This is a genomic window from Variovorax durovernensis (assembly GCF_977011995.1).
The window spans coordinates 258,596-278,803 of record NZ_CDRNCW010000003.1; the positions used below are offsets into that span (position 1 = coordinate 258,596).

A 20,208-nucleotide genomic window follows, 5' to 3' on the forward strand; every position below is an offset into this window, starting at 1 on the left:
TGCTACGCGGCGCGCACGACCATCGGCGCGGAGCCGTCGGTGCTGCAGGCCCGCGGTGCGATCTCGGAATTGACCTCGTTCTGCCAGTACCCGCCGACTTCGAGCGTCACGTCGAGGGCTCTCAAGACGATGTTGGCCATGTGCATCGCCTCGACCAGATCTGGCACCAGCGGGTCGGAGGTGCAGAAGCTGTGCTCGAACGGTGCGGTGAAGTTGATCGCCTGGCGGCGTCCATTGCCATCTTCGAGGTCGAGTGCGAGCATTTGGCCGCCGTCCCATCGGTACGAGGAAAGGCTGGCTGTAATCGGACCATGCAAGCTCCCGCGCAGGCTCACCACCGCCGCTTCTGCCCAACGGAACACCCGCGTGTCCGTCTCGGTGAAGCCACTGGGCGGCAGCCTGCAAAGATGCGGTGGGTCCGTCTCGACTTCGTTGTTCTCGAAGGGCCCGTTCTCAGGCTTGCGCTCCATCACCGTTGCAGCAGAGCTTCCAGCCTCAACGCCGCCGGAGTAGAAGCCGGCGCGGCGCAAGTCGGCATCGATGGCTGCCGCCGACGCTCGCACATTGACCAGGACATCGTCCAGGGTCTTGAATTGCCCGGATTCGATAGCTCTCTCGATGTCGATGCTCTCCAGCATCCGGCCATAGAGCTCGTGCGCCTCATCGGGATTGCTCAGCGCTTTTTTTCCCGTGGCGGGTTCAGTCATTTCACTCGTCATGGTTTTTCTCGATGAAGCCGGCGAAACAGCGATGCCCCGGGAAGCGAGCTCGCCATGCGTCTACTTCCTCCTGTAGTTCAGTCCGCGACGCCGGCGCCGGCGCGCCGGTACCGGCAGCCTTGATGGCCCGAAAGGCTTCCGCGATCGCCACCGTCAGCCCTGGCGCCTGGCTCGACGCGCCGCCGGAGGTGCACAAGCGCACGCCGTCCGTCGCGCGGCCATGAGCGTCGGCGACCTGGACATACCAGTCACCGTTCCCACCCTGAAAGATCACGAGCGTACGAAGGTCTTCTTCGGGCAGATCCCGGTCGTCAGTGAGGTAGACGGCGGCGTCGGTCATGCGCTCACCAGTTGCGACGAAGACGTGCTGACCGGGGTGAACCCCGCTACTTCCCTGGGCAAGATCTCGCTCTGGCGTTCGATTCCCATTTCGGCCGCGGGGCCCAGCTCATAGTCGAAGTTCTTGTGGAGCAGCTCGACGTCTGCCGCGCTGCGGGTCCACCCGAACTTGGACCGGTGCTTCGCGACGGCCGCTGCAGGGTCGGCGCGGTAGTTCCGCATCGACGCCGCGACCAGGTCCTCCACGTGCGCGACGGCGGCAGGATCGAGATCGGCACGGTGAACCCAGATCGCCGAGACCAGCGGAAGGCCCTGCCACGAAAACCACTCTTCGCCGAGGTCGAACTCGTAGCGGAAGCGCCCGCGCGCGCGCTCTTCCATGGCTTGGTTCTGGATCAGCAGCCGCGGCGTGCGGTTGTCGTCGACGTCCACGTCGCGGCGCCAGTTGCCGATGCGCAGGCCGTACTTCTGGGTGAGCAGCGCCTGGAGCACGCGCACCGAGTTTTGCGTCTCGCCGCAAATGGCGACGTCCGCGCCGTCGAGCTCGCTCAAGGGCTCCTGGGAAAAGAACAGCACGCTGTCGGCGCGCCGCTTGATGGCAATGCCGCGGTTGCCCAGGCGCTTCCAGTCGTCCTTCAGCTCGATCCAGTCAGCCACCGCCATCGGGGTGACATCCAGGCGGCCGGCCTCGACCAGCTCGCGCACCCCGCTGGATTCGCAGCGCACCAGGTTCACCGGCCAGTGATCACTGCCGCAGTAATTCGGGATCCAGGGGACCGAAGTGAAGTGGCCCACGTTGATCGGCTGCGTCAAAGTGGGCGGTGTAAACGAGCGAGCGCCGAACGCCTCGCCTGCGAAGGAATTGGTGTTCATGTGCATTCCGGGCTATGGGGGGAACGACTCAGCTTCCGACCACGTATTCGGTCGGGTCGAACTCGACGGGCTTCTCCTGGGCCACCGCCACGCGGCGGAACTCGGGCGCGTGCATCAGGTCGCGAAGGATGTTGATCAGCCTCGCGACCTGCTCTGGCCAGATGCACACGAAGAGTTCGGAGTCGGGCGTGAAGCGATGGCTCTTGTGCGCGCCAGGAAGCTCGACTCCCTCGAAAGTGAGCATCGTGTACCGGCGGGGCTGGAAAGTTGCCCGTTCGCGTCCGAAGGAAAGCGCCAGGCCCAGGCCGTTGACACCCTCGAGTTTCAAGGGATCGTGCCCCGTCTCGAAGGCCTGCGTGAGGCTCAGGTGCGCAAGCAGCATCTCGCAATCGCGCCTGCCCAGGCGCACGGCGACCGGCACTCGCACCTTGCGATAGGGCCCGATACCGCTCCCGTTCGTGTCTATCGCGAGCTCCAGCGCGTTCCAGTCCTCGTCGGACTGCGCCAGATCCGCGCAGGTGTAGCGCACAAGCAGATGCTTGCCCTCGTCGCCGTAGATTCGGATCTCTTCACGCGGCTGGTTGAAGCGCATCAGCGGCTCCTTGCAAAGATGAAAGCGCGCCTGCCGCAGGATTGACCTCAGATGGGCGGTCCCCGTCGAGCAGTTGACGAAGCGTTGTGCTCATCCCACTTCCGGCGACGCCGTCAATCCGGATCTGCGAGTCAGCATGTTCCACCCGCACACCTGGACCCAGCGGACGAAACGCTCGTCGCCGTGCGGACACTGCATGCGACAGCATTTCCAGCACCTGCACCGAATCGTCCCAGCCGATGCACGCATCGGTGATACTCTTGCCGTAGTCGAGGCCCTCGATCTTGTCCACGCCGGGCGTGAACTTCTGGGCGCCGGCCTGCAGATGGCTTTCGACCATCACGCCGAACACGCGGTTCGAACCGCCGGCGATCTGGCCGGCGATGTCCTTGGCCACGTCGATCTGCTTCTGGTGCTGCTTGGAGCTGTTGGCGTGGCTGCAGTCGACCATCAGCGTGGGCGGCAGCTTGGCGGCTTCGAGGTCCTTGCAGGCGGCTTCGACGCTGGCCGCGTCGTAGTTCGGTGCTTTGCCGCCGCGCAGGATGACGTGGCAGTCGCGGTTGCCGTTGGTCTGCACGATCGCGACCTGGCCGTTCTTGTGCACCGAGAGAAAGTGGTGGCTGCGGGCCGCCGCCTGGATGGCGTCGGTCGCGATGCGGATGTTGCCGTCTGTGCCGTTCTTGAAGCCGACGGGGGCCGATAGGCCCGAGGCCAGCTCGCGGTGCACCTGGCTTTCGGTGGTACGCGCGCCGATGGCGCCCCAGGAGATCAGGTCGCCGATGTACTGCGGCGAGATCACGTCGAGGAACTCGGTCCCTGCCGGCACCCCCATCGCATTGATGTCGATGAGCAGCTTGCGTGCGGTGTGAAGCCCCTCTTCGATCCGGAAGCTGCCATCAAGATAGGGGTCGTTGATCAGGCCCTTCCACCCGACCGTGGTGCGCGGCTTCTCGAAGTACACGCGCATCACGATCTCGAGCGTGCCAGCGAAGTGCTCCCGTACCGCCTTCAAACGACGCGCGTACTCAATCGCGGCAGCAGGATCGTGGATCGAGCACGGCCCGATCACCACCAGGAGCCGATCGCTGCGGCCGATCAGGATGTCGCGTACTGACTGCCGGGTGTCGGAAATCAGCTGCTCATGCCTGGTGCCTGCGATAGGCAGGAAACGGATCAGGCTCTCGGGCGAATGAATACAAGTGGTAAGGCTCCGGCCTTCCACTCGATCAGCACTCATCATGTGGTCGTTCCTTGGTAGATGTTGGAGCGGCACATTTTCGTTCGTGCCGTGATATTTCTGCGGACGTGCCACTTTAATTCGACTTGCTGCACCACAGCAAGACGGACACGCATTGGTTGATACAAAAATCTGACAGCGGTGAGGAAGCGCACCAAAAAGAGTCTCGGCAACCTAGCGGGACTCGATTCCGGCTCCGTATAGTCGTGATCATCCGAAGCCGGACCGCAATTCCCCAAGAGGTACGGCGTCGGTTTCAGATCCTTCGCAAAGCGCTATCACAACGGGAATTAAGGAAAAAGCACTATGACTATCGCAATCCGCCGCCTCTCCGTCCTCATCGCCCTGTCTGCCGCCCTGCCCCTCGTCGCATCGGTGGCAAGCGCGCGCACCGCGCAGCCCGATTCGCCGGCGGTGGCCGCCTTCTACGCGCACCCTGAGCATTGCGTGGGCATGGTCTCGGTCATCGAGGACCAGACGCCCGAGCAGACCAGCGCCTTCGAAGCGGCGCGCACCCGTGCCGTCGCCGATCTGCTCCGCGCGCGGCCGCAGATCTCGGACCTCGAGGCACTGCTCACCCTTAAGGCCGGTTGCGACCGGACGCTGGCGGAGAAGGCCGGCGCCGGCGGCGTCAAGAACGCGGCGAACACCGCGGTGCCGCGCGCCAAGTGATGCATGCCGGGTCACCTCTCCAGCACGTGCAGGAGCGATCCACGGCCGATCCATGCGTGGCCGCGGGCTTTGCCTACATCCGCAGCAGGTACGGCGTCTCGGCCGAACTGGGACGCCGTGTGACGGTGTACGGACGGCCCGGGGTGATCGCGGCCGACTGTGGGCACTACATCGGCGTCAACTTCGACGACGCCAAACCCGGCGTGGTCGCCAACGCGCACCCAACGAGCGAGGTCGAGTACCTCGACATGGGCACCGTGCGAGCGCCCACCAGGTCGCAGTCGCGATACCAGCGATGGACCAAGGCCAGCATCTGCTTCCCGTCGTTCCGCGACTTCCTCATTCACGAATCCCGAGAAAAGAGCTGCCCGGCATGAAGCCCCTTCGCCTACTCCTCCTGAAGATTTCCCTCTGGATCTATGCAGTGACCGGCACGCTGTACTTCCTCCTCTACGCGGGCGGAACGGATGTGGTGGTGCGGCACGCGACGGGTCTTTTCTGGATACTGATGATGGCTTCGCCGGCGGTCCTCAGCGTGCTCGTGTTTTACCCGATCGCCAAGAGGTTCGACTTGCTCTGACGCACAGACGCAAGACGAACATGAAAGGAACGGCCATGCCCCAATCCTCCTCCTCATCCCCAAAGGTCACGCCGAGCGAGCGCAAGCCCCTTGGTTTCATGTTCATCGGCACCGCGCCGTGCGGGTGCCATACAGCGTGGGCATGGGACGATCCTGAATCCCGCAAGTCCAACGCCCAACTGGTCGCTCGGATCGTCAAGCGGGGCGATACCTTGACCCGCATCGAGCGGTTCACGGGTGACCTGCTTCCGCAAACCGTTTGCAGCACCCATCTTTCAGAGAAGAATGCGAAGCGCACGGCCGTCCGCTGACCTGCGCCCGTCTGCCGGACCGAACGCCCTGGGCCGTCAGCCGCCCCACACGTACCGGCATCCGAATCGGTCGGCTAAATGGAATGACGCGCGGCAGTCTCGATCAGAGACTGCCCAATGAGGCGAGCGCTCAGTCGCGCTTCCGCTTTCATATCCTCTCGCCGCCTATCGTCCCACGCATAACCCTGAAGCTCCAGATCGAAATAGGAATGCCTTTTGAGATGCCCGTCATTTCTCCCAGCGATGAAGATGAATTTCTCACCCGCGTGGACCTCGCCATTCGATCTCCGTACCCGTTCGTCTTCGAGCCACCGGGCATGCCGTTTTGCCAAGCTTGCGATTCTCGCTGGGGCTCGCGCCATAGCCACGGTCACGATTGAAGCTACGTCAGACGCGGCTACGCGACTGAGCCAGCCAAGAATCGAGTCGTGTACCTCAATGGTTTGAGTCGGCGTCTCATCAAGATCTCCTCCGCCGAGAGAATGGCCAGCTGTTGATCCCCACTCCTCGGCGTCCACGACCTGTACCGTCCCCACCTCACCGCGCTTGGCCGCCACCCCGCCATTGGGCCGCGTCGCCATCCGAAAGAGGACGTCACATAGGTAGCCGAAATAGTCTTCCGGTATCGCCTCGGCCGATTCCTCATAGCCCAGTGACCACATGTCAATCCAGAGAGTGAAGCAACTTCTGATCAACGTTCCAATCTCAACATCATTCTCTTCATCACTGCAGAGGTGATCATCGGGACGCAACTCGTGCAGCAGTACGAAAGGACCGATTCGCCTCGCGACCAGCAGAAGATCGACAGTCGCATTCTTTGAGAGATCGTAGATCGCCTCAGTGACTGGCTGGCATGACTCCGATCCAAGCGGCGCGTCAACGATGAACTGCAGCACACTGCTGTTCTCGTCAGCCTCACGCCACCCGTCAAATGGCCATTCGTCCCACGCCAATGGCGTTGCTTCAAATTCTGCAGACATGGCAGCAGCCCACTTCCGAAATTCCTATTTGATCAAGCGCTCCGTCACCAACGAGCGTCCCGGTCGATGTGGTCATGCCACCGACGCCACTGGCGGACGCTCCACATTGTCCTGCATCATCGCTTCACCCAGAAACGCCCGCAGGCGCATGAGCGAATCGTCGCGCGCCAGGTTGAACACCGGCACGTCGCGCAGCGACGCAAGGCGGATGGCTGTGCCGGTACCCCCTGTCTTCGAGTTCGTCTCTTTCGCCGTCTGCGCGCCATCGGAAGTCCAACACAAAACGAAAGCAGAGGGCGTGGCCAGATCGCGCCCCAAAATTTGCAAAGTGTTGCGCGCGTGCAGGGCGCGCGGGCCACGGCTCAGATTCATCCATGCTGGATGCAGCGTCGCAGCAAGTTCAAATGCCTCGCGTCCCGGCAGGTAGGTACACGAGTGCGCATCGGGATGTCGCCCCTGGAAGCCTGGCCACGGCAGGAAGATCGCCTTGCGGCCGCCCGCGCCATCGCAGCCTTGCTCGAATGCCGTGTCCGCGCCATCGGCCGCTCCCGACCGCAGCAAGTATCCCAGGCCGGCCAGCTCGGCTGCCAACTCGCGCATCTGCTCGAGCACGCGCGCCGGCGCGCTGCGTGACCCGATGCCCGTGTAGCACGGGCCACCATTGAGGGGCTGACTCATCGCGCGCATCCGCTTCAGCGCTACAGCTCGGACGGCCCGCAGCTGCTGCACAGGCCCGTCCGCTTCTCGCGATCCAGTTGAACCCACCAGCAGCCACCAGGGCAGGCTCGCCGGTCTGTGCAGCCGCACGCCGTGCACGTGGCGGGCCGGCTGACGTCGACGTCCAGCGGGCCCGCAGCCGACGGTGAAGCGGATGCGATCAGGCTCGTGAAGGGGGCCCTCCCCACGCGTGGTGCGCGCCCGGAGCGGCGCCCTTCTGGTGGTGAAGCGTAGTTGGTGTTCGAAGGCATTGAGACTCCCGTGAATGACTTCGCCAGTATGCGGAACAACGGGCCAATCGCGCTAGGTTGTTGCCACCGCGCATCCAAAAAAGAAAACCCGCCGTAGCGGGTTTAAGAGCAGCTCCAGAAGGAGGGAGGGAGGTGGAGAACGGAGCTGCTGATGTGACTCTATCAGTGCGCACGAACGTGAAGCAAGGTTGAGCCGTGTTTCTGCGTTGCGAAGATGGGATTCGGCGAATTTTGTCGCGGCATTGCGGGAACATTCAGGCCGATAGCTGCTCCCTTTGATCGAAACTCTCTCGGGATATCAGGAGAAGGCTCGCTTCGGCAGAAACCAGGAGCCCCCTTTCACCCGCGCGGAGCGTCGGCATCGCCTTCCTCCTCAAAGTCGTCGTCACCATCGGCTTCGGGCGTCGCCACCTGAACGCCCGCGCATTCGTTGGCAATGTGTTGCGACTCGGCGGGGGCCCGACCGTCATTCCGATCAACCGGCGATCCAGTTCTCGGCATACGCCACACGAATCCCATCGCATCGAGCCGGGCGCGGCGGTCTTCGGGGTAGCCGAGCTTCTTGGCGGCCTGGCGCTGCGTCGCGACCCATCGACCCAGGTTGCCCGGGTGCCAAAATGGCACATTGCAGTGGCCATGCTCCATCCTGTAGTTCTCAAGCTCCTCAAACCGCCTCTCGAGCACTGCGTCGACGTCGCGGACCACCCACGCGAATCCCATCGCATCAAGCCGAGCGCGGCGGTCTTCGGGGTAGCCGATCTTCTTGGCGGCCTGGCGCTGCGTTGCGACCCAAAGAGCTAGGCCGCCTGGCTGGGACCTCGGTACATCGCAGTGGCCGTGCTCCATCCTAAAGGCCTCGAGTTCCTCGAACCGCTTCTCGAGCACTGCGTCGACGTCACGGACCACCCATACGAACCCCATCACATCGAGACGTGCCCGGCGATCCTCGGGGTAGCCGGGCTTCTTGGCGGCCATGCGCTGGTCCGCTGCCCACCGACCCAGGCCGCCTGATCGCACATATGGGACGTTGCAATGCCCATGCTTCTTCCTGAAGTCCTCTAGTTCCTCGAACCAACGCTCTTCCCTCGCATCGACAACGTTCCACACGAACCCAATCGCATCGAGCTTGGCACGGCGCTCATTTGAATAGCCAGGGTCCTTGCCGGCTTGCCGCTGCATACTCATCCAGGAGGCTAGACGGCCTGGGTATGCCTGCGGCACTCTGCAGTGACCGTACTCTTTCTTGAACGCTTCCAACTCGATCACCCTCGCATCAAACCCCGGCCGAGCGAAATCAAGAATCCTTGCGCTGATCGCCGACACGATCCGCTGAGCATCGACATCATCAACGCCATCCGCGATCACTCGCAACAAAGGAGCCCCGCCGGCTCGCCTCCCCAGTGCCCCCGAAAGACGAGTCGTCCAGGGTTCATCCTCGCCGTCGTTTTCCGTCAGCGAACGCAACACCTCCATCACTCGCCGGAAATCGCTACGGTCGATCGCTTGCTCAACGGTTTCGCCGCCGGCGACATCGGCATACAACGGCACGAACATGTAGCCGAGGGTCTTGCCGTGCGCGAGGCGCAGCGCGCGGCCCCCGGCCTGAACGATGTCCGTCGAGCTCTCCTTCGGGTCCATGAACGCGACCATGTCGACCGTGGGCACGTCGATGCCCTCGGTCAGGCATCTAGCATTGGTCATGATGCCGTTCGAGGTCTCGCCGAACTGCTCGAGCTGGCGATCGCGCTCGCTGCTGCTCATCTCGCCGTTCACATGGAAGGTCGGAATGCCTTCGATACGCGCCATCTCCGCGGCGAAGGCCTGAGCGTCAGCTACTCGCGAGTGGAACGTGATGACCTTGCGCGCACCGGTGACCTTCATCGCGTGTAGCAACGCGCGGGTGTCGGCGATCATTCTGGCTTGGGGTGATGCGAGCTCCTGCATGCTCAAGCGCGCGTCGTTCACGTAGGAGGCCACGACCTGGAAGGGCGTGATCAGCCCGCGCTCGGCGGCCTCCGCGAAGCCGAGCTTGTAGGCGGTCGGGCCGTACAGGGACTCGTTGTCCATCGACACCACGTGCCCGTCCGCAGCGTCCTCGGCCGAAGTCGCCGCTTCCACAAGCTTCTCGGTGGCCGTGAAGAACAACCGCTGGCCGATAGACAGGTTCCGGTCGGACAGCGCGAAGGCGTTGCGCTTGCCTTCGACTCCCACCGTCTTGTGGGCCTCGTCGAAGATCGCGATGTCGATGGACGGGCCCTTGCTGGCATCGCCAACGGCCATGCCACGCAAAGCTTCGCCCACCACAGCGGCCGAGTCATAGGTGCAGAAGATCACCGACAGTGGCGCCGGCGACCCTGCCTCGTCCTGCGGTTCGGTGCTCAGGAACGCGCGCACCGCGGCAGGATCGGTGCTGGCCCTGAACTCTCGCCGCTCTGCGTCGCTCAGGACAACGTCGTCAGCCTCGGCGTCGACGCTCCGGTCCGAGCACACGCACATGTGGCGAAAGCCACCCGGGAACGTGTTCTCCGCGCGCCATGCCCGATAGGTCTGCGCCAGCAGCGCCAGGGACGGCACGAAGATGATGGCGGTGCGGGCCCCGTGCTGCTGAACCGCCCACATGGCCGTCAGCGTCTTGCCGGTACCGCAGGCCTTGATGACCTTGGCGCGGTTCGAGAGGGCAAGCACCTGGCTGATGCCGTGGAGGGCATCGAGCTGATGGGGGAGCGGTTGCTTCTTGAAGTTGGTCGACATGCGGGGCGGTGTGGGGGCGATGTCCGGTGGCGCGATAAGGGAGGGGACGTGGGAGTTCATGGGCGGGGTCCCTGGGGTTGTTGATCCTGGTCTTCGGCCGCTCCGCAGCTGAGGTCGGGATCGGCCCGCTCGGGTCGGGTGGCGTCCTTCAACGGGCGCCAGTCGAAGCCGAGAGCTTTGAGACGGACACGGCGTTCTTCGGGGTAGCTGTTTTTCTTGGCGGCGAAGCGCTGATTCGCCACCCAGCGGCCCAGGCCGCCGTCGTATCCATGGGGCACATTGCAGTGCCCGTGCACCTGCTCGTATGCAGCGAGCTCCTCGTATCGCCGCTCCCACGCTGTGTCCCGTACGGTCCACTCGAACCCCAGCGCATCGAGCTGCGCACGGCGGTCCTCGGGATAGCCGGGACGATTTGCGGCTCGGCGCTGCTTTGACACCCATTCGCCCAACCCACCAGAGCTGCGGGGCACATTGCAGTTGCCGTGCTCCCGCTTGTAAGCAGCAAGTTCCTCGAACCATCGCTCCGAGGATCGCTCCGAGGTGGCGTGACGTGTTCTCTCTCTTACCCCCCACTTGAGGCCCAGCGCATCGAGACGCGCGCGGCAGTCCTCTGGGTAGCTGGACTTCTTCGCGGCCTTGCGCTGCCTCGTGACCCACTGGCCCAGGCCCCCCGCCCGATTTGGCACGTTGCAGTGCCCGTGCTCCAGCTTGTAAGTAGCGAGTACCTCGAACCATCGCTCCCAAGCGGCATCAATGGGATTCCACTCGAAGCCCATCGCATCGAGCAGCGCCCGGCGCTCCTCCGGATAGCCGGGCTTCTTGGCAGCTAGGCGCTGCTCCGCCACCCAGTTGCCCAAGCCTCCTGGGCGCCTCTTCGGCACGTTGCAATGCCCGTTCGCTTTCTTGAACGCTTCCAGTTCACCGAGTCTTTGAGCGCTTCTATCGGCTAACACCCCCCAAACCATCTCCATGGCATCGAGTCGAGCACGACGATCCTCAGGGTAGCCGGGACGATTGGCAGCCCGGCGCTGCGCCGAGACCCATTGGCCCAGACCTGGATGATCCCAGGGCACATCGCAGTGCCCGTGCTCCCGCTTGAACGCCTCCAACTCCCTCACCCGCGACTCGAACCCTCCGTCCCCAAACAAAATCCGCGTGCTGATCGATTCCCGGATCCGCTCGACATCGATCGACGCCGGCGTCGATTCATCCGGCCCACCCAACCCCACAAGCCGCAGCAGCGGCGGCTGCCCGTCCTGACTCTCCAGCGCGGTGGCCAGGCGCGTGGTCCACGCGCCCTCCTCCCCATCGTTCTCCGTCAGCGAGCGCAGCACCTGGATGATCTGGTGGAAGTTGCCTCGGTCGATGGCCTGCTCGATGGTCTCGCCGGCGGTCAGGTCGACGCGCAGCGGCACGAGGATGTAGCCCAGGTCCTTGCCTTCTGCCTTGCGCATCGCCCGGCCCGCAGCCTGGCCAATGCCCACCACGTCCTGCTTCGGGTCCATGAAGGCCACCACGTCGACGGTGGGCACGTCCACTCCCTCGGTCAGGCAGTTGGCGTTGGTCATGACACCGGTGTCGGCGCGCCCGAAGGCGGCGAGCTGGCGCTCGCGGTCGCGGATCGGCATCTTCCCGTTGACATGGAAGGCCCGCACGCCGGGTGCGTTGATGCCCTGCGCGAACGCCAGGGCGTTATCGACGCGGCTGTGGAAGGTGATGGCCTTGCGCCCGCCGGTGACCTTCATGGCGTCCTGCAACGCATAGGTGTCGGCGATGCGCTTGGCATCTGGCGACGCCAGCTCCTCGGGCGTGAGCTTCTCGTTGTTCACGAACGTCGCCACGACCTGGAAGCGGGTGATGAGGCCGCGGCGCGCCGCCTCGGCGAAACCGAGGTGGTAGGCGGTGGGGCCGTACAGGGCCTCGTTGTCCATCGAGACGACCCGCATGGCATGCGGGTCGTCGGCGGTGGCCACCGTCTCCACGATCTTGGGTGTGGCGGTGAAGAACAGGCGATCCCGGATCGGCAGCTTCGCGTCCGTCAGGGCGAAGGCATTGAGCTTGCCCTCGGCGCCAACCGTCTTGTGGGCCTCGTCGAAGATGCCGAGATCGAAAGGCGACAGATCAAACGCGCCGTCAGCACCGAGCATGGCCTGCGCGACGACAGGCGCCGAGGCGTACGTGCAGAAGACGATGGAGCGCTGGCCATAGGAGCGCGCCTGGTCGGCGCCCATGAGGAACTGGCGCACCACCGCCGGATCGGTGGTAGGCGCGAACCGCATGTCGCCGGCCACGGCCCCGTGATCCAGGATGTGGTCCCCGTCAGCATCGCGCGCACTGCCGCCGGCGTCGACCGTCTCGTCGGAGCACACACAGAGGTCGCGGAATGTCAGATCGCCGCCTTGCTGCACGCGCCATTCACGCAGGCTCTGCGACTGCAGCCCCAGCGTTGGGAAGAACACGATCGTCACGCCCGCGTCGCGCCGCTCATTGGCCCACAGCTGCACCAATGTTTTCCCCGTACCGCAGGCCATGATGACCTTTGCGCGGTTGTAGGTGGCAAGGGCAAGGTCGATGCCTTCAAGGGCCTCGTCCTGGTGCTGATGAGGCAGCTTCTTGAGCGGAAGTCCCGGTACACGAGCATTCATTCTTCATCCTTTCATCTATAGTGTTTCACGTTCGCCATGTTGCATATCTCGTTTGCGTCCCATTTCTAGTACGGCGCAACGCATTTCCAAAGCATTAGTTCCCCTCTTTCTGTTCCGCCAAACCCCAGGAATTCGTCGCCGAAAGGACCTGAGGGGGTCAGGTGAAATCAGAAGAAATCAGAGGAACTCAGCCGATCGTTCAAAGACACAAAATGCCTGGGCCGAAACTGGTTCGCAAGCGTTGTGCACCCGATACACAATTTCGGCCAGAACCCAAAGCCATCGTGCCGGAAACGACGCGGACTGGGTGCCACACAAGTGCGACACGGGTGCGGCAAAGGCTCTTTCGGGGTTCACGCCCGGCGCGCTGCATCGCCTCGATGGTCGTTCCGGACGCGGGGTGCACTGAAATGACAAATTAGGCTGCCATGGTGCCCACTTCTGTCCGCAGAAGTGCAACCATCGCGCAACCATCGTGCAACCGGAGCGGCGCGAAACTCTCTTGCCGCCCTGGGTATTGACTGGGTCGTGAACATGGCCTCAATGCTGCCCGTCCTGGCGTTGAGTGAGTGCGCTCCGAGTGCGCTGCAAATGCATTTGCTTTCATGATGCACGCTCCAGCTCGAAGAAGCGTAGAAGAAGCGTAGTCATCGTGCAGCGATCGTGCAGTCGACAGAGAGCTGACTCCGATGTCCGCGCAAATGCTCTTCGGGCCTGTTCCTTTTTTGGGCAGCTTCTCCATTCCAAGATCGTGCCCAACTCCACGAGAAGTTGTGCCACAGATTCCAGCAGATAAGCAGCAAAAACAATGCAGGGCGCCACCCACACCTGCTGGAAACAGCAGGTCGCGATCTGTCGGAAGGGAAGCTGAAACAACGCGTCGTTCTCTGGTGTTTGCTGGCAGCTACCCATATTCCTGTTTGAGTCACGGACATGCCCTCGATGGTGCCCGTACCACTGCGAAGTGGGGTCGCTCTGAGGGAGCTTTGAGGCGCTATTTGCAGTGGGCGCCCGCAAGTCGGGTGCTTCGATGCTGCGCGTCGCTATGCACGCGTTCGGCCTGGCGCCGATGAGGCCCCCGCCGAGCCCCGGAAGTGCAGTCATGGTGCAGTCGGGGTGCAACGGAAAGCCGAACCACGGATTGAGGGTCATGGGCCTCATCGTGACGACTCGGCCGCAGCGCCAATCACCTGTTAAATGCCGCCCTACGAGTCCCCGCCGGCGAGGCGCCGGGCGATCGCAACCTGGATGCGCGACCAATGCTCCGCGCCGAGGCTGTCCCTTGAGGCACCGACAAACGCCAGAGCCTGCTTGACGAGCTCGCCGCGCGTCGCCGCATCGATATCGTCAAAGGCGACCAGGTCATAGTCGCTCATGCGAACAAATCGTTCGGCGAGGAGCTTTCTCACGCGCGCTTCACTCTCGCTCGGCTCCCCCTGGCCGCGGCGGAAGCGAGCACGCAGTGCCCTGAGGGTGTTGAGGTAAAACTTCGGCGTTGCGAGCCATCCAATCAGCAGGTCCACGAGTGGTGTGACGTCATCCTCGACAATCGGCGCCGCATCGCTCGATCGCGCCTCGGCCGCCGCGCGCTGGCGCGTCTGGGTCGCCGATTGCGGCGCGCTCGCAACGGGCGCGCCTTGCAGCTCTGCCACCAGCCATGCCGGCAGCTTGGCGCGCCGGTACCGAGACGTCTTCCAGTACAACCGAGCCCGGGCACGCACATCGTCCTGGTGGTAGTGCATACCGTTCAACTCCTGGCTGCGGCGGATCTCGCCAGCTTCGCCCCACCGCGCAAGGGTGGTTGTCGACACCCCAGCCATATGCCCGGCATCGGCCAGCCGAATCCAGTTCGCGTCGAGTCTGCCGCGCGGCACAGGCTTCCCGAACGCTTCGCGCAGCCGCGCCACCATCGGGTTGGTCAGGTACAGCCGATCGTCCCACTTGTTCCGCTTCACCGTCACGGTGCCGTCAGCGACGCGCTCCTCGATCCACTGAACCGTTGCACCCAGCTCCTCGCTGGCCTGCTCGAACGTCTTACCTGCCTGGCTCTGGAGGCGCTTGATCACGGCCTGCACCGTGACCAGCGGAATGCCCTTCGCGCCGCGCCAGTCCACGCCCTGCAATAGCTCCCGCATCTGCGGCACGCTGACTTTGGCTCGCATTGCGGCCTCCTCCTCCGAGAAGCCGACCCTCTCACGGTACTGGGCGCATTGCTGACGCAGCACATAGCGCCCTTTCGTTCCAATCTTGAGCTTGAACACTCCGCGGTCGCACAGGTCCACCAGATCCGCTTCGCTGAGCAGGTACTGCTTCTCAGCGGATTCAAACGACAGCCAGCTTTTCTCTGCATCACCCGTAGGACATCTGCGCGCGATCCAGCGCGCGGCGTCGGTCCGCGTGATGCGCAGCACTCCATCGACGAGTTGGGCAGCCAGGACCCCGTTATCGATCGAACGGCGGACATGGTACTCAGAGCGCAGGGATCGCTGCACCAGCTCCCCGACGGTCACGCCCGGGTGCCATACCATCGTGAGGTGCCGCTTGGCACCGTGAGCCAATGCCGGGTAGCGCTGGATGTACTCATCGAAGTCCGCCGGTGCGCCGGCCTTTCCCCAGATCTGCGCGCAGGTCGCGCAGTCCTTAGGGTGCTCGCGTTCCTGCCAAAGCCGGAACGTGACCTTGAGGTTGTCGAGAAGGGGCTTCCCGTGCCAAGGCATCGGGCGCCCTTCGCGTCGGTCGGCAAGGAGTTGATCCGCAACCGCCTTCGGCACGTACCAGCTGCCGAACTGCGTGGTGTTCATGCCCTTCGTCCCGAACGGCTTGCACTGAATAGCATTGGGGACGTAGCCCATCCTCGCGAATTCGGGGAGCTTGTCGCTAGAAATTCCGAGCGGCCCCTTCAGCGTGCTGAGCTGCACGAAGTCCTCTGGCGGCGCCTGGATCTTGGCCTTCCACGCCGCCCACGCCTTGTGTCCGATCATCAAGCGGGCTCCGATCTTGCGCGCCTCGAGTTCTCGGTTTCTGATTGCTTGGTGCACGAGCTGGTAGGAACCCACCTCGCGCGCGGCATCTGGGACGGCGATACCGCCCAACAGGTCCGAGCTCATCAGCCCCATGCGCGCGATCTGGTTCTGCACCGCCATGCGGCCCCGCTTCGCTCGAGCGTCGCCGGTGATCGTCTGCAGCCGAACCGTCAGCGCCTCAGCGATGTCCGTCACGGACAGCTGACCGACCAGCGTGGCCAGCACCGCGACCTCTGGCGCCTGCCACTCGTAGGAGCCTCGTTTCTCGTAGAAGAACGGAATAGGCCACTCTTCGTCGCGCGGAGGGCGACCGTTCCACTTCTCGAACAGCGCATCGAAGTCGCGGCCGCGCCAACCACGCTTCCCGCCCGAATGAGAGCGCTTGACGACTTCGATCTCCGCCACGGTACGATGGAGGATGTGCGCCAGCTCAGTGTTGCGCGCGCCCCCGCCATCAACAAGCACGAAGCGCTTCCAGGCCAGATCTTCGCTCGCAGCTCTTGCCGAGCCCGAGCCGGCATCCGTGACGTTCTCGTCCTTGGCCATGCTCAGCGCAACTCGAGTTCGTCCTGCAGTGCCGTCTGGCCTGCAAGCATCTGCTGTTGGGACAACCCCGCCACCTTGCCCAGCAAGGTCATCACCGGGTCGCTCAGCATGCCCAGGCGCTCGACTGGAATGGCACGCATGGCACGGTCCCACTGGCTGTAGGTGGCGGGCAAGCTGCGGCGCACGGCCGTCGCCGCCGGGGCCACACGCTTGAGCGCCTCGGCCATCGGCACCTTCACCTTCTCGATGCCACGCCGGCTGATGCAGAAGAACTCGCCTGGGGCCAGGGCGCTGAGGTCGCCGAAGCCGATGCCGGAGGACTTGAACTGCGGTGCCAGCGCCGACCAGGCCGCAGCATCTTCCTGGCAGCCCACGAACGTCAGGTTCTTGTTGGAGAAGATCAGGCGGTGCACGCTCCCGGTGAAGCGCAGCGCCGTGATGTATAGGTCCAGTGCGCGCTTGCGGCCGCGGCCGACGAACTCGTTGATGATGTCCGCGGCTTCGCCCAGGCTGTCCGAGCGCTTGTGGGAGGCACTGAACAACTGGCCTTCATCCAAGCACACGAACAGGGGCTTGCGCTCGCGGTCGGACACCTCGAGCACGACCTGGCCGTAGGGCACGAACTCCGACGCATTCGCAGCGCTCACCACCACGATGGGCTTGTCGCGAAGGATGAGCCGCTCGCGCAGTTCCTCGGGGCTCTTCACGGCGGCGCCGTACATCAACTCGATCTCCCGCTCGGGATCAAAAATTACGGTCACCCAGCCCTGCTCAGACAGCTGCTCGCCGATCAGCTGTCCGATGTTGGTCTTGCCGCAGCCTCGCGGGCCCACGCCCACAGCGACGAGGCCCGTGGTCGCGTACTCCGCAAGAGCGAGCGGCTGCCCGCCCACCTTGAGCGTGGCATTCAGCATCTCATCCCGACGCACCAGGGACACCTGTGTGTTTTCTTCCGTCATATTCAATCCTCCTTGGCGCCGAGCACGATGTCCTTGAGCTCGACCACCTGCTTGGCGTTGAGCTGGAAGACGACCGCGAAATCGTCGATGACCTGGTTGTTGATCTGTTCCAGCACGCCGGCGCGGCGGGCCTGTGCGAGCAGCTTGCGCAGGCTGGGCCAGTCGCGCCCAAGAGCGGTCGGATCCTTGGCCCCGTGCATGTCGGCGATAGCGGCCACCAGCTGCTCGATGCTGTAGGGGTCCTTGTCGGTGCCCAGATCGCACGCGCGTCGCTCGTTGAGGATCTCCAGCAGCTTGTGCACAGGCATGAACGCGCCGATGCGACGGATCAGGGCAAAGTCGGCATCGGTGAAGGAAACGGTCGGCGGTGTGACCGGTAGGCCTCCCCCCGTCACGTCGGCAACCATATTCGCGAAGGGGCCGCGCGAGGTCTGTGGCGCCGCCGCAATCGGAGCGACAGTCGGAGCCTGGAAGGAGGCATCGCTGGGCGTCACGAGTGGCAGCAGGTCCTTGGCCACTGGGTCGTCCTTACACGACGCGCAAAGGCGTCGCTCGATGTCGTCCCCGTCTTCACGCTTGAGCTTGTGAATGCACAATCGGCACAAGCTACCGGAGCCGAGCAGGATGCCCTGCATCGGCACCGATGGGGACCCACGTCTTGCAGCTGATGGAGATGGAGTGTGGTTCATGGTGCTGTCCTCTTCCGACCATCTTTGCATCGGCGACCCGAATCGCGCTAGGTTGGCGGCGCTTCCCTGCGAACAATTTTTCCGTCGCGAATCTTCGCGCTCAGCGCGGACTTTCCTGCACTGGCTCTTCGCCGTCCGATCCGAACGCTTCGCCGGGCGGCACAGAGAGGAAAATAGCTCGATCTGCGGCGAAGAGAGGGCCTCTCTTTAGCGGCTCGATGGGCACGCCAAGTGCTTCGAGATCGTGGACAAGGCTCTTCGGAACGATGCCATCCCGCGAATCCCGACGCGCTGCCCACAGCCACAGCTGCAGGTCGCGATCTTCTGGGCCAACCTTCCACGTCCCGTTCGCCTCGATGTAGCTCTGCAACTGCGTCATCCGCAGGCTCCACAACCTGTAGTTGAAGTCGGGCTCGAACTTGACGCCGAGGTCTTCAAGCATCTTGTGCCGCTTGGGCGAGTAGTCGGGCTTACGCGCCTCCCGGAGCTCCCGCTTGAGCCAGATCCCCAGCGGCCCACCTGGATCGACGTGCCCGTGTTTCGAGTGGAAGGCCTTCAACCGGGGGAAATTGCGGCGCCAGGCATCAATGCTCTGCCACAAGGAAGGGTTGGTGTGCACGATGTCGTTCTCAGTGTGGTGCTTGCACGGCGCGACCGCGCCTACTTGACGGTCGCGCGCGAACAGCGCGCAAGAAGGTAGGCCGTGGCCATCGTGAATGTGATGCCGGCCCAGATCGCGGCAAGGATCCCGGGCGTTGGAGGCGCAGCCGCACCTGCAGCCGCCATCACGCCCAGCAACAGCCAGGTCAGCAGCAGCGGCACGACGGCTCCGATCCCCGAGACGAGTGCGAGGCGGCCCGCGGCGCGCACGGACCGCAGGGCCAAGCTCACAGGAGGCCGCGCGACCGGATCACGCAGAGCCGCAGTGTCGGTGTTGAACAGGGGCAGCATGTCAGCGAGGACGCTCCACTTCCGGCGCTTCCCAATCGGACCCATACATCTCGCCGGAAGCACTAGGGAGACTGCGCACCCCGTGGCCATTCTTTGCTTTGTTCGGCAGCAGTGCGACCGACACGCCCAGTGCTTCCAGGTCATTCACAAGGTGCGGTTCAAGCAGGCCTTCGCGAGCGCTCTTGCGCGAGGCGTATAGCCACGCGCGAAGTTGTGGTTCGTCGTGGCGCACCCGCCAGGTGCCGTGATATTCGATGTAGCTTTGAAGTTGCGCAATCCGAAGCTGCCACAGGCGCGCGTTCACAGTGGGTGCCGTGAAGACGTAGCCTTGGGCCTCGAGCAGCTCGCGCCGCCTGGGTGGATAGTCAGACGATCTTGCCAGCCGGTTCTCCGTCATGAGCCACAGCCTCAAGGACTCATTTCTCCCGCCCGCCGGAACGTCGACGTGCCCATGCTCGGCGCGGAACGCCGTCAGTCGCGGGTAGTACCGACGCCAGGCTTCTAGCGTCTGGGCCGGTGTCAGTTTTCGCGAAAAGGGCACGGCGATGTACTCCCCTCATCTGGCGCGTCGGCTTCGGCCCGAAGCACCGCCACGTGCAGCGCCTGGTCGGCGGGATGGGTCAGGGTGGTCATCGGGCCAGCTCCTGCTTCGCGGCGGCCAAAGCCTTTGCCGCGGCGTCGGTGGGTTCCCCGGGCGCAATGACCTGCATCCGCGTGCCGCTGATGGGCCGCTGCAGGCCGTTCTTCTCCATGATCCTGTGGTAGAGCTCGGGGCCGGTGTCCGCCATGGCCATCCGCAGCTGTTCACGGCTGTCATGGGAGCGCGGATGCCGCCACAGTGCAGGATGCTCCAGGACATCGCTCAGGTAGTCGTCCATCGCGATCAGCTTGTAGAAAAGGGCCGAGACCTGCTGTCGCGAAAGCACGAGGTCGCCGTCGGCATTGGTCGTGAGGAGCAAGGCTGCTACGGTGCGGCACCGCTGGAGCTGCTTGCCGACACCGTACTGGCCTTGTGACCCCGTCAGAAGACTCGCCAGTCGCTCGAGCTCGCCCAGTTGGTTGAAGGGCGGGCAGTCTTCAGGTTCTTCCACACGGCGATCCTCCTCAATCGCGTTCCAGCGCTTGAACAACACGCCAGCGCCAGCACCGCCAGCGAATGCTGCAAAAACAATCACCGCCATCGACTGCCAGTCTAGGGAGGATCGCAGCCCCAGGGTCAGAGCAACGGTTAGGCTCGCCAACGCGACGACGATCGCGAAGATGAGAACGATGTCTCGACGCGCGCCAGCCGCCCGCCTCATCCGGGATACCTCCTCAGGAGCCAATGTGATCCCCGGAGGGAGGTGGAATTGCTTGGTTTTGCTCATGACGAA

At 63.9% G+C, this 20,208-nt stretch carries 20 protein-coding genes; 4 read left to right on the forward strand and 16 right to left on the reverse strand.

Annotated elements, in window-relative coordinates; all coding sequences use genetic code 11:
- Positions 1–2 precede the first annotated feature (2 nt).
- Genes ACWV14_RS38470 through ACWV14_RS38490 form a run of 5 tightly spaced genes read right to left on the reverse strand, consistent with a single transcriptional unit; the run spans position 3 to position 3,763 of the window.
- On the reverse strand, positions 3–707 hold the full coding sequence (locus ACWV14_RS38470; protein ID WP_454909815.1) for a hypothetical protein: 705 nt from the start codon (positions 705–707) through the stop codon (positions 3–5).
- Between the two features lies 1 nt (position 708).
- Entirely contained in the window at positions 709–1,059 is a 351-nt protein-coding gene (locus ACWV14_RS38475) for a hypothetical protein (RefSeq protein WP_298705543.1), read from the reverse strand.
- Positions 1,056–1,931: an MqnA/MqnD/SBP family protein gene (locus ACWV14_RS38480; RefSeq protein WP_298705546.1), complete on the reverse strand. Its 876-nt coding sequence runs from the start codon at positions 1,929–1,931 to the stop codon at positions 1,056–1,058. The genes ACWV14_RS38475 and ACWV14_RS38480 overlap by 4 nt, the downstream gene beginning before the upstream one ends.
- A 28-nt stretch (positions 1,932–1,959) precedes the next feature.
- Positions 1,960–2,523, reverse strand: coding sequence for a hypothetical protein (locus ACWV14_RS38485; RefSeq protein ID WP_454909816.1), 564 nt, complete (start codon positions 2,521–2,523; stop codon positions 1,960–1,962).
- The gene (locus ACWV14_RS38490; protein WP_454909864.1) at positions 2,501–3,763 is read right to left on the reverse strand and encodes a 3-deoxy-7-phosphoheptulonate synthase; all 1,263 of its coding nucleotides are present in this window, start codon (positions 3,761–3,763) and stop codon (positions 2,501–2,503) included. The genes ACWV14_RS38485 and ACWV14_RS38490 overlap by 23 nt, the downstream gene beginning before the upstream one ends.
- Positions 3,764–4,066: 303 nt before the next feature.
- Between ACWV14_RS38490 and ACWV14_RS38495 the strand changes: the two genes are divergently transcribed.
- The 4 genes from ACWV14_RS38495 to ACWV14_RS38510 are packed head-to-tail and all read left to right on the forward strand — an operon-like array spanning position 4,067 to position 5,323.
- The gene (locus ACWV14_RS38495; RefSeq protein WP_454909817.1) at positions 4,067–4,432 is read left to right on the forward strand and encodes a hypothetical protein; all 366 of its coding nucleotides are present in this window, start codon (positions 4,067–4,069) and stop codon (positions 4,430–4,432) included.
- A 26-nt stretch (positions 4,433–4,458) separates the two neighbouring features.
- Positions 4,459–4,809, forward strand: a complete 351-nt coding sequence (locus ACWV14_RS38500; protein WP_454909818.1) for a hypothetical protein — start codon at positions 4,459–4,461, stop codon at positions 4,807–4,809.
- On the forward strand, positions 4,806–5,012 hold the full coding sequence (locus ACWV14_RS38505; protein WP_454909819.1) for a hypothetical protein: 207 nt from the start codon (positions 4,806–4,808) through the stop codon (positions 5,010–5,012). Before ACWV14_RS38500 ends, ACWV14_RS38505 begins: the two co-directional genes overlap by 4 nt.
- Positions 5,013–5,047: 35 nt before the next feature.
- Complete coding sequence (locus ACWV14_RS38510) at positions 5,048–5,323, forward strand: hypothetical protein (RefSeq protein WP_454909820.1); 276 nt, start codon at positions 5,048–5,050, stop codon at positions 5,321–5,323.
- Positions 5,324–5,397: 74 nt separating this feature from the next.
- Here the strand turns inward: ACWV14_RS38510 and ACWV14_RS38515 are convergent, their stop codons facing one another.
- The 11 genes from ACWV14_RS38515 to ACWV14_RS38565 all read right to left on the reverse strand — a co-directional run bounded on the left by ACWV14_RS38515 (position 5,398) and on the right by ACWV14_RS38565 (position 20,202).
- Positions 5,398–6,303, reverse strand: a complete 906-nt coding sequence (locus tag ACWV14_RS38515) for a hypothetical protein (RefSeq protein ID WP_454909821.1) — start codon at positions 6,301–6,303, stop codon at positions 5,398–5,400.
- Positions 6,304–6,375: 72 nt separating this feature from the next.
- A complete protein-coding gene (locus ACWV14_RS38520) occupies positions 6,376–6,981 on the reverse strand; it encodes a hypothetical protein (RefSeq protein ID WP_454909822.1) in 606 nt (201 codons plus the stop codon).
- A 629-nt stretch (positions 6,982–7,610) separates the two neighbouring features.
- Positions 7,611–10,082, reverse strand: coding sequence for a Helicase associated domain protein (locus ACWV14_RS38525; protein ID WP_454909823.1), 2,472 nt, complete (start codon positions 10,080–10,082; stop codon positions 7,611–7,613).
- Positions 10,079–12,667, reverse strand: coding sequence for a Helicase associated domain protein (locus tag ACWV14_RS38530; protein ID WP_454909824.1), 2,589 nt, complete (start codon positions 12,665–12,667; stop codon positions 10,079–10,081). The genes ACWV14_RS38525 and ACWV14_RS38530 overlap by 4 nt, the downstream gene beginning before the upstream one ends.
- 1,205 nt (positions 12,668–13,872) lie before the next feature.
- Complete coding sequence (locus ACWV14_RS38535; protein WP_454909825.1) at positions 13,873–16,236, reverse strand: hypothetical protein; 2,364 nt, start codon at positions 16,234–16,236, stop codon at positions 13,873–13,875.
- Positions 16,237–16,238: 2 nt separating this feature from the next.
- Positions 16,239–17,195: a hypothetical protein gene (locus tag ACWV14_RS38540; RefSeq protein ID WP_298705582.1), complete on the reverse strand. Its 957-nt coding sequence runs from the start codon at positions 17,193–17,195 to the stop codon at positions 16,239–16,241.
- Between the two features lie 2 nt (positions 17,196–17,197).
- Entirely contained in the window at positions 17,198–17,884 is a 687-nt protein-coding gene (locus tag ACWV14_RS38545; protein WP_298705584.1) for a hypothetical protein, read from the reverse strand.
- A 100-nt stretch (positions 17,885–17,984) separates the two neighbouring features.
- The gene (locus ACWV14_RS38550; protein WP_454909827.1) at positions 17,985–18,503 is read right to left on the reverse strand and encodes a helicase associated domain-containing protein; all 519 of its coding nucleotides are present in this window, start codon (positions 18,501–18,503) and stop codon (positions 17,985–17,987) included.
- A gap of 41 nt (positions 18,504–18,544) precedes the next feature.
- Positions 18,545–18,835, reverse strand: a complete 291-nt coding sequence (locus ACWV14_RS38555) for a hypothetical protein (protein ID WP_454909828.1) — start codon at positions 18,833–18,835, stop codon at positions 18,545–18,547.
- A 1-nt stretch (position 18,836) separates the two neighbouring features.
- Positions 18,837–19,376, reverse strand: a complete 540-nt coding sequence (locus ACWV14_RS38560; protein ID WP_298705592.1) for a helicase associated domain-containing protein — start codon at positions 19,374–19,376, stop codon at positions 18,837–18,839.
- 88 nt (positions 19,377–19,464) lie between these two features.
- The gene (locus ACWV14_RS38565; RefSeq protein WP_454909829.1) at positions 19,465–20,202 is read right to left on the reverse strand and encodes a hypothetical protein; all 738 of its coding nucleotides are present in this window, start codon (positions 20,200–20,202) and stop codon (positions 19,465–19,467) included.
- Between the last annotated feature and the right edge of the window lie 6 nt (positions 20,203–20,208).